Annotated in this window: 7 protein-coding genes; 5 read left to right on the top strand and 2 right to left on the bottom strand. The window is 45.8% G+C overall.

Annotation, left to right across the window (positions count from 1 at the left end; translation table 11 throughout):
• The 5 genes from LDL35_RS12645 to LDL35_RS12625 form a co-directional block, all read left to right on the top strand.
• Window positions 1-1,220: methyl-accepting chemotaxis protein (locus tag LDL35_RS12645; RefSeq protein WP_304022986.1), on the top strand; the 1,220-nt coding region annotated here is incomplete at its 5' end.
• A gap of 8 nt (window positions 1,221-1,228) precedes the next feature.
• Window positions 1,229-1,738, top strand: a complete 510-nt coding sequence (locus tag LDL35_RS12640) for a chemotaxis protein CheW (protein WP_304022984.1) — start codon at window positions 1,229-1,231, stop codon at window positions 1,736-1,738.
• A gap of 253 nt (window positions 1,739-1,991) precedes the next feature.
• Window positions 1,992-3,230 (top strand): PAS domain S-box protein, encoded by a 1,239-nt coding sequence (locus LDL35_RS12635; RefSeq protein ID WP_304022983.1) that lies wholly within the window; start codon window positions 1,992-1,994, stop codon window positions 3,228-3,230.
• Window positions 3,231-3,330: 100 nt separating this feature from the next.
• A complete protein-coding gene (locus LDL35_RS12630) occupies window positions 3,331-3,474 on the top strand; it encodes a hypothetical protein (RefSeq protein ID WP_304022981.1) in 144 nt (47 codons plus the stop codon).
• Between the two features lie 9 nt (window positions 3,475-3,483).
• Window positions 3,484-3,942 carry a DUF4143 domain-containing protein gene (locus tag LDL35_RS12625; protein ID WP_369694931.1) on the top strand — a complete coding sequence of 153 codons (459 nt, stop codon included), beginning with the start codon at window positions 3,484-3,486 and terminating at the stop codon, window positions 3,940-3,942.
• Here the strand turns inward: LDL35_RS12625 and LDL35_RS12620 are convergent.
• Both LDL35_RS12620 and LDL35_RS12615 read right to left on the bottom strand, forming a co-directional pair.
• A complete protein-coding gene (locus tag LDL35_RS12620) occupies window positions 3,905-8,464 on the bottom strand; it encodes a PAS domain S-box protein (RefSeq protein ID WP_304022979.1) in 4,560 nt (1,519 codons plus the stop codon). The genes LDL35_RS12625 and LDL35_RS12620 overlap by 38 nt on opposite strands.
• Window positions 8,461-8,972 (bottom strand): HAMP domain-containing sensor histidine kinase (locus tag LDL35_RS12615; RefSeq protein ID WP_304022977.1); only part of this gene is annotated, 512 nt, incomplete at its 5' end. The genes LDL35_RS12620 and LDL35_RS12615, both read right to left, overlap by 4 nt.

Raw genomic sequence — 8,972 nt, 5'->3', positions numbered from 1 at the left:
ATGCTGTCCACGCTCTGGTCGATGATGCAAATATGCTTTCCAGGGCAGCACTTGATGGAAAACTTAAAACCCGTGCAGATGCCTCCAGACATCAGGGCGATTTCCGGAAGATTGTACAAGGGGTCAATGAGACACTGGACAGTGTCATCGTCCCGGTGAACGAAGCCCTTCGCGTTTCCAAAGAATATGCAAACTCCAACTTTGCTGCACGAGTGGATCCATCACTGAAGGTCGCTGGTGACTGGGTAGAATTTAAGGACGCCCTGAACAATATCGGTATTCAGATATCGGCAGCTGTCGGGCTTATCAATAAACAGCTCCTTGACCTTGCTTCTAATGCTGAAGAAGCTACTGCAAGTATTGAGGAGGTTTCAGCCGGAGCACAACAGATTGCGAAAAATGCAGGTGAAGTTAGTTCTAATGCAATGCGGGGAGAGGACGGTATTCACCAGGTTCTGAAGGCTATGGAAGATCTCAATATCACCGTTGCAGAAGTTTCCCGCCGTGCCGAGGAGGTTTCATCCACTGCAACTGAAGCAAACGGGTATGCAAAGAACGGGGTCGAACTGGCACAAAAATCCGAGACTGCGATGGAGGAGATCAAGCGGTCATCATCTGAAGTAGACCAGATTGTCAAGGACATCAATCAGCAGATGGATGAGATCGGTAAGATTGTTCGTCTCATTTCAGATATCGCAAACCAGACCAACCTTCTTGCCCTGAATGCAGCAATCGAAGCAGCACGGGCCGGTGAAGCAGGACGAGGGTTTGCAGTAGTTGCAGCGGAAGTCAAATCTCTCGCCCAGGATTCACGCCAGTCAGCCGAGAACATCGCAGATATGATAATGACGCTCCAGACAAAGGCGAAAAAGGCGAATGATGCCATGGGTCATGCCGGAGAGACTGTTGCCATGGGAAGTTCTGCCCTTTCAGAAACACTTGGAGCATTTGAGAAGATTGCCACGTCTATTGATGATATTACCCGAAATGCAACCGATGTGGCTTCATCATCAGAAGAGCAGGCAGCATCAGTAGAAGAGGTGACCGCAAGCATCAATGAAGTAAGCGGTCTTGTACAGAATACTGCAAAAGAAGCAGGGGATGCAGCAGCTGCAACCCAGGAAGCTTCGGCTTCTATTGATCAGATCAGTAAGATAGTTGCAAATGTGAATGAGATCGTGGAAATTGTCTCCCGTGAGATGGCGAAGTTTAAAATTTAGAGGGAAACATGGAAATCGCTGAACTTAAAACTCATGCTGGCAACAATGAACAGGAAGATGAGATCCAGGTTGTTGAATTTATCATCGGAGAAGATAAGTTTGCGGTGAATCTCTTCGATGTCCGTGAGATCGTTGAAGCCTCAAAAATCACCCCTCTTCCTCATGCACCCTCCCATATCAGGGGAATTATTGATCTCCGAGGCGAGATAACGACCATCATTGACCTTCGCCAGCTTCTCATGATATCAGCGGCCAGGGATGCTTCTACAGCAGATCTCCGGTTCATTGTCATGGATGATACGGTCTCGTCACAAAAAACCGGAATCGTTGTGGATGAGGTGACTTCGGTACTGACCGTTCCGGTCACGGACATTGATCAGGCTGCACGGGGTGGCAGTGAAGAAGGGGGGCATATTCTGGGTATAATAAAGAAAGAAGTGGGAGAGCGGGGTGAGAGTAGAAAAGAACTGGTCATCTGGATAGATGTCCGAAAGTTGATATCAGATATGAATCAGTAATAATAATATATCTCAATTTCATAATTATTTTAGACTCCTGATATTGAAATGACGGTCTTGCGGTTTTGTGATGCCGTATGGCTTGAATATGCACGGCACAATATAACTTATTTATCAACTTATGAACCACTTTTCATCAGGTTTATGCAATCTACTGGTCTTACCATCAGTATTAACTCTTCTAAAAAACGTTCTTTGGACTCTCATGTCTGCGATGAAATCAAATATTCTCATCTGAATCAGGAGTTGTACAATGGATAACTCAAGGCGCCAGATCCCTTCTCCTCTCCCTGATACTCCTGATCAGCATCCTCTCCAGAAAATACCTGAATACACTGAGGATTACCAAAAACTCTATGACTCTCTTATTGTTCAGAATACTGAAATCTCTGTATTAAATGAGGAACTTCTCGCCCAGCAGGATGAACTGCGTCTCCAGTACCAGCAGCTTGCCCAGGCGGAGTATGAAATCCGTAAGCGCGAGGAACAATTACGGTTTATTACCCGGCAGGTTCCGGCTACTCTCTGGGTTGTTGACCGGGAACTGAATTATCTTCTATCAGAAGGAAAGGGGCTCTCTCTTATCGGTCTTACCCCCGGAGAGGTCGTCGGGCAGAATCTTCATGATTTTTTTCAATCTCATGAAGGGAGTCATCCGGCTATAGATGCACATATCCGTGCACTCCATGGAGAAGAGGTGACCTTTGAATACGATCATAACGGAGTAATCTTTCAGACTTCGCTCACCCCGATGACCGGACCGGATCATAGTATCAACGGGGTTATCGGGATTGCATATGATATCACCGAGCAGGTAAAAGCCGCTGAAAGAGTCCGGTTTGAGCGTGAACGTGCACACCAGTACCTCAACGTTGCCGAGGTTATGATCCTGGCATTTGACCGGCATGGAACAATTACCCTTATCAACCGGAGGGGGTGTGAGTTTCTGGGTCTTTCGCATGATGAGGTAATTGGAAAAAACTGGTTTGATCACTTTCTTCCCCCCTCCGAATGGGCTCTGACACGGCAATTCTTCCATGAATTCTTCCAGGGCTGGTATGGAGATTGTTCACGGTTGAAAGGGGAAATTCTGATCAGTGATGGTTCACCCCGGTTCATCTCATGGTTTATGCACGCTATTCGCTCTCCTTCTGGAAAATTCATTGGGATTCTTGCTTCAGGAAAAGATATCACCCGGGAACGGCAGCTCGAAGATGAAAAAACTGCAGCAGTCAGACAGATAGAGAAGAATATTGCAAAATTAGCGGTTCTCAATGATCAGATCCGCAATCCCTTAAGTATCATCTTAACGCTTGCAAGTATGTCTGATGACGTGGAATTTGCGGAGAAGATCAGTGAGCAGGTTGCAAAGATAGATTCCATCGTGAACGATCTGGATCACCGGTGGATGGAGTCTGATAAGGTCCTCGAGTTCCTTCGAAAACATCATAATTTTAATACGGCGTCCATAACTGACGGAGAATCGAAGTAAAGCCCTAAGGATAGTGAAGGGACTGTTTTGAGAGAACGTTCAGAAAAGTGTACTCTCGCAACACTTTTATGATCCAAAAAGTGTACTCTTCGTACAGAAAATGGAACGTAAGATCATCTCCCGTCTGGATGCATGGAAAGCTGATCCCCGGAGAAAGCCTCTTATTATTCAGGGAGCACGGCAGGTTGGGAAAACATTTTCAATTCTGGAATTTGGCAAAACCCGGTATAATAACCTGGTTTAATGTTCAGGAATAGTAAATATCTGCCACAGAGTTTCTGAAGGGAAACTCCCTCTTTCTGTATATGTCGAGCCGACTTTTTTTAAAATTTACATGGCTGATACAGGACTTCTTCATAATCACTTTTGCATTCCTGCTCATGTTATGCGTGAGGAACGGTCTGATATTGATACAATTAAGGGGGCTATCACTGAGAACTTTGTATGCTTTTCGTTGGTTGTGAATGGGTATACCCCGTATTATTGGGAATCAAAGGGTCGTGCTGAAGTAGACTTTATCATCCAGAATAAACAGGGATATGTGATACCGATAGAGGTAAAATCTTCTGATAATGTACGATCAAAAAGTCTGATGCGATACTTCGAACTGTATAACCCCCCCTATGCAATTCGTGTTTCGCCGAAAAATTTTGGATCAGATTCATCGATACGATCTATTCCCCTATATGCTCTCTTCTGTCTGGATCTGTAGGGCTATCAGAATGACTTCTTCTATATCTCCATTTCCCTATAGGGACGTGAATTTCAAATCTTGACCCCTTTGTTTCCACTCCAGATTCGCATATGGTCAGGTTGTTGACCGAAAGCATCTCTCTGGCAAGAAAGAGGCCAATACCGGTATGTTTTCCATGACCATAGGAGAAGATTGCATCTTTCTCGTGTTCTGGAATTCCTACACCGTCATCTTCGCAGAAAATTATCAGACCTCCCTCACGCTCCTGGGTGTAAAACCGGACTTTTGTCAGGGTCTGACCATGACGAATGGCATTTTCATACAGAGCCTTGAAAACTTTTTGAATCATCGGATCGGTATAAACCTCAATGTTCTCCGGAACAGAATTTTCAAAAAGGATATCCCCTCCAGCAACTTCTTCCCGAATTGAGTCTATGATCCGGTGGAGTACCAGCCACATACTCTGTGAGGACGCAAAATTATCGTACTCACTGGTAAATTGTAATACTCTCTCAATCCTCCGGAGACCTTCTTTTGAGCTCCGGATAAGTGAGTAGATCTCCTCAAGATCTCCCGTTTCCAGGGCAAGGTCATGCATGAGATGCATTGCAGTCAGCTCATTAAAGATGTCATGCCGGTTGATCTGAGTGAGGAGTAGTAACTTCTGCGTAGAATCTTTTAGTTTAATCTCCATCTCTTTTCGTTCGGTTATATCCTGGTTGACCCCGAAGAGCCTGGTAATCTCTCCTGCATCATCCCGGTCAGTCTTCAGCCAGGTGGTCACCCAGAAGGTGCTGTTATCCGGACGGCAAAGTTCTCCCTCGATTGTCATCTCGAATTCGGGATCAGAGGATTCTGTTGCCTTTTGTATTGTTTCGCGTACCTGACTTGCATATGCCGGGACGATGAACCTGTCTGCAAACTCATCAGCTGACATCTGGTAACCGCCGGCTTCTGCAGCCGTTATCTTGAGCATGGAATAAAACAAGTCATTAAAATTAAACATCCCACTTTTCAGATCATACTCCCAGGCTGCCATTTTTGCAATCTTCATCGCTTCTGATAGTGAACGGGAAAGGACGAAGAGTTCATGTTCTGCCTGCTTACGTCCGGTTACATCTTCATAGATAGCGACAATCTCTCCGGAAGGAAGTTTATAGACATAATTCTCCCTCCACCCTTCAACACGGTTATCCTTGTAAAATGATATCGGGAATTTCTCAGGCTTCCCTGTCATATATACCCGCTGAAAAACCTCAAAAAGACCAAAATCCCTGACCCCGGGAAAGACATCAAGAACACTTCTCCCGATAAGGTCTGCTCTTTCTATCCTTTCAATCTGTTCACCTGCACGATTAAAATCTGTAAAGATGAAATCATTTCCGTTATCGACCGGCCGATAAATGGCTACTGCAACAGGCAGATTATTGAAGAGTTCGTAAAACCTCGTTTCACTCTCAACAAGAGCCTTCTCTGCCCTCTTTTGTTCGGTGATGTCGGTAAACATTGCAAAAGAGCCGTTGAAGGTTCCATCTGCAGATACCAGAGCGGTTGCAGATACATGCAGCCAGATCCGGGTTCCATCCTTTTTCACAAACTCCTGTTCATACCGCTCATTCTCTCCATGCATCCGGTGGATCATCCTTCGTGAGTGATGATCAAGTTCCTCTGGCGGCATGAATGACGTGACATTGTTTCCCAGCATCTCTTCAGGAGTAAACCCGAGCATCTCTGCCATCCGTGGATTTACATATACCGTATTCTTCTGTCCATCCATCTGCCAGATGCCCTCTTCAGCAGTATCAACAATTCTCCGGTACTGCTCCTCCCGAAGAGTCAGTTCTTCCCTGATAGCATGCTGCCTCGTAATATCCAGGGAAAGGGAGAGGACTGCCTGCTCATCATCAGGGGAAAATCTGAACGGAATCAGCCGGTTATAAAAGTATTTGAGCTCCCCCTGCATCATTACCGGAACCTCACCGGTAAACGGAATGCCGGTATCTATGGTTGTCCGGTAATTGTGAATAAGCTCTTCAGCTTTCTCTTCAGATACAAAATCCCTGATGTTCTTTCCGATAACAAAAGAGGGGTCCTTTCCTGAAAGATTCTTTGCTGCGGTGGCATTTGCATAGATGAATGTCCCGTCCCGGTCAATGACAGACATCGTCTCCTGGATTGCATTCACAAGAGTCCTGAACCGTTCCTCACTTCTTGTGATCTCCTCTTCTTTTCGTTTATTTTCTGAAATATCACGTGCCGATGCATAGATATACTTTCCAAACGGGAACGACCGCCATTCTATCCACCGGTATGAGCCGTCCTTATGCCGGTACCGGTTTACAAAATTTAAAATGGCCTCCTGGCTGTCAAGAGTTGAGACTGCCTTTTGTGTAGAGGAGAGATCATCAGGATGCACAAAATCAAGGAATCGTTTTCCTTCCAGTTCTGACAGGGAATATCCAAGAGCTGATTCCCATTCCGGGTTTAACTTCCTGAAGTATCCATCGGTATCTGCAATACAGAGGAGATCCAGGCTGCCGTTCCAGAACCGATTCAGTTCTTCTGTCATCTCTTTGAGTGCTTCTTCTTTATGTTTCTTCTCTGTTATGTCAGTAGCAATTTCCAGTCGCACCAGTCTTCCGTCAGTCCACCTGATGGCCCGGTCCCGGCAGTCAAACCATCTTCCGGTTCTGGTATTGTAATATTCCCACCGGTACACACCTGTTGGTCCTTTTTCATCAACGAGGAGGTGATTTGTGCAGAACTGGCAGGGACCTTCTGCATTATTCTGGAAATAGGTGTAACATTTCTGGCCCAGGATATTTCCAAATATATAACGGCCCTGTTTATTCAGATAGAGGATTTCATACGTCTCCATATCGGCTACATAAATCAGGGCATCAATACTGTCCAGGATGGTATAGAGTTGTGCCTGGAGCTCTTCGATAAAGAGTTCATATCTGCCGGACGGGTAAAAACCCGGTTTTTCTCCTTTCTTGCTGGCATCTGGAAATACATCCGGGTAATTGCTGATGTCAAATCCGGTCTTTTCGAAATCATGCTTCTTTAGGAAGTTCAGTATCTTTTCAGATTTTATCCACTCCCGGTCAAGGCTGTTTACCATCTCATCTATCCTGCTTATCTCTGCAAGAATGAGGTCTGCAATCTGTGTATCCGCAGCCATTTCAGTGAATGTTGCGATTATGGTGAGGGGATTTCTGATTCCGTCATTGAGTATGGCGAGTTTTGCAATATTTTCCTGTATCTGGGCGGCAGCCTCATCTTTTTCCCGCTCAAGCTGCCGTTCTGCGGTAATATCCCTGCCCTGGGCGATGGTTGCACGAGGTGTCATCCCATCAGGATCATAAATGGTCGCCGAGTTCCACAGGACCGTTTTTATCTCACCATCTTTATGCAAAAGGGGAATTTCTGCGGTCTCCCACCTGACCCCCTCAAGGGTTGTCCGTATGAGCCGCATCGAGCGTTCTGCCTCATCAGGAGGGAAGAGGGTCTCAAGGTTTTTCCCCACGATCTCATCAGCAGCCTTCCCAATCAGAAGTTCGAATGCGTGATTTATTCGTGTGATGGTGAATGAGGGATCCCAGACAATAATGGGCACATTTGCATGATTTATAAGATTTTCAAGGAAGCTGTTCGTCTCTTTGAGCTGTATCTCTTGTATCTTCCGCTCGGTTACATCCTGTATAAGGGTTGCAAACTGGCCCTTGACCGGGGAGTATGCAGTGACCTCGTAATATTTTCCGAGTTCATGACTGAAATTCTCGAAATGTACTGTCTTTCCGGTACGTGCTACTTTTCCATATGTATCTATCCAATATGACTCTACACCGGGCAGGACTTCAGTTACCCGCTTTCCGATGATATCTTTAGCTGAAAGTCCGGTCATCTTCTCAAATGCCGGGTTTATCTCAAGGAACCGGTAATCAACCGGATCATCCTCATCGTTGCAGATGATCTCATGCAGAGCAATCCCTGCTTCGCTGGTGTTGAATAAAAGGCGATATTTCTGCTCACGTTCTTCAATCTCTGCCTGTGCCGAGAGGATCTCTTCAAGTTGCTGCTTCAGCTCCTCTTCAGTTGATGAAAGTTCTTCAAAAGTTGCCTGAAGTTCTTCATTCTTTCGTAAAATTTCATGCTCTGAACGTTTTTTATCGGTAATGTCTGATGTATACCCGATATAACAGGTATCAGAAATTCTGACTGCCTTTACTTCCCAGTATCTGATCTCGTTAGACTTCGTGACATACCGGCAGTCCCCTACCGCAGATCCGGTCTCTTTGACCTGTGCGAAGTGTCGATATGCAAATTCACGGTCATCAGGGTAGATGAACTGCATGAGATTTTTTCCGATGAGCTCATCTCTCGGATACCCGGTCATGGTGCAGGCAGCATCATTTACAAAGACATATCTGCCCTGCTCGTCGGCAACAAAGATACCAATTGGTGCGTTTGAAAAAAATGCCTCATAGGATATCTCCCCAAATCCTGGAATCGCTTGGCCTGATCCGATATCTGTCATCCTGTATCCCCCGCCTTATGGTCGCTTCCAGATCGAAACATCCCTTTTGGAACTCTGATCTCAAATCTGGCCCCCTCCCCCTCTGTACCGGTCTCGGTGATGGTCATACCGGTGATGGAGAGGATCTCTGCTGAAAGAAAGAGTCCGAATCCGGTATTACAGCCGACCCCTCTCTGCATGATCTGATCCTTCATCCCCGGGGCAACACCCGCTCCGTCATCCTCAATAATCCATATCAGATCTTCACCATCTGTACGGTAATATCCAAATATCTTCGAGAGCGTGGGACCACCATACCGAAGGGCGTTGTCAATCAGATTGTATATGACCTTCTCGAGCATCGGATCAGCAAAGATCTCTATCCCAGACAGATGTTCTTTAACCGTTATCCTCCCTGTATCAAACTGATCGGATGCTTTCTGAAAGCACCGGGAAAGATCCTGCCAGATTGCTTTTTGCAATCCCAGAACCTGATAATCATGGGTGAATTCGATCTGTTTTTGAATCG

It is taken from the genome of Methanospirillum hungatei (assembly GCF_020216685.1).
Classification (GTDB): Archaea; Halobacteriota; Methanomicrobia; order Methanomicrobiales; family Methanospirillaceae; genus Methanospirillum; species Methanospirillum hungatei_B.
The sequence above is the reverse complement of the archived record's forward strand: the minus strand, read 5'-3'. Positions and strand labels throughout refer to the sequence as shown.

What these genes read in the sequence shown, in the direction of transcription:
- LDL35_RS12630 (WP_304022981.1), top strand. Translation starts at nt 3,331, where the DNA reads ATGGAACGTAAGATCATCTCCCGTCTGGATGCATGGAAAGCTGATCCC.
- LDL35_RS12620 (WP_304022979.1), bottom strand. Translation starts at nt 8,464, where the DNA reads ATGACAGATATCGGATCAGGCCAAGCGATTCCAGGATTTGGGGAGATA.
- LDL35_RS12640 (WP_304022984.1), top strand. Translation starts at nt 1,229, where the DNA reads ATGGAAATCGCTGAACTTAAAACTCATGCTGGCAACAATGAACAGGAA.
- LDL35_RS12635 (WP_304022983.1), top strand. Translation starts at nt 1,992, where the DNA reads ATGGATAACTCAAGGCGCCAGATCCCTTCTCCTCTCCCTGATACTCCT.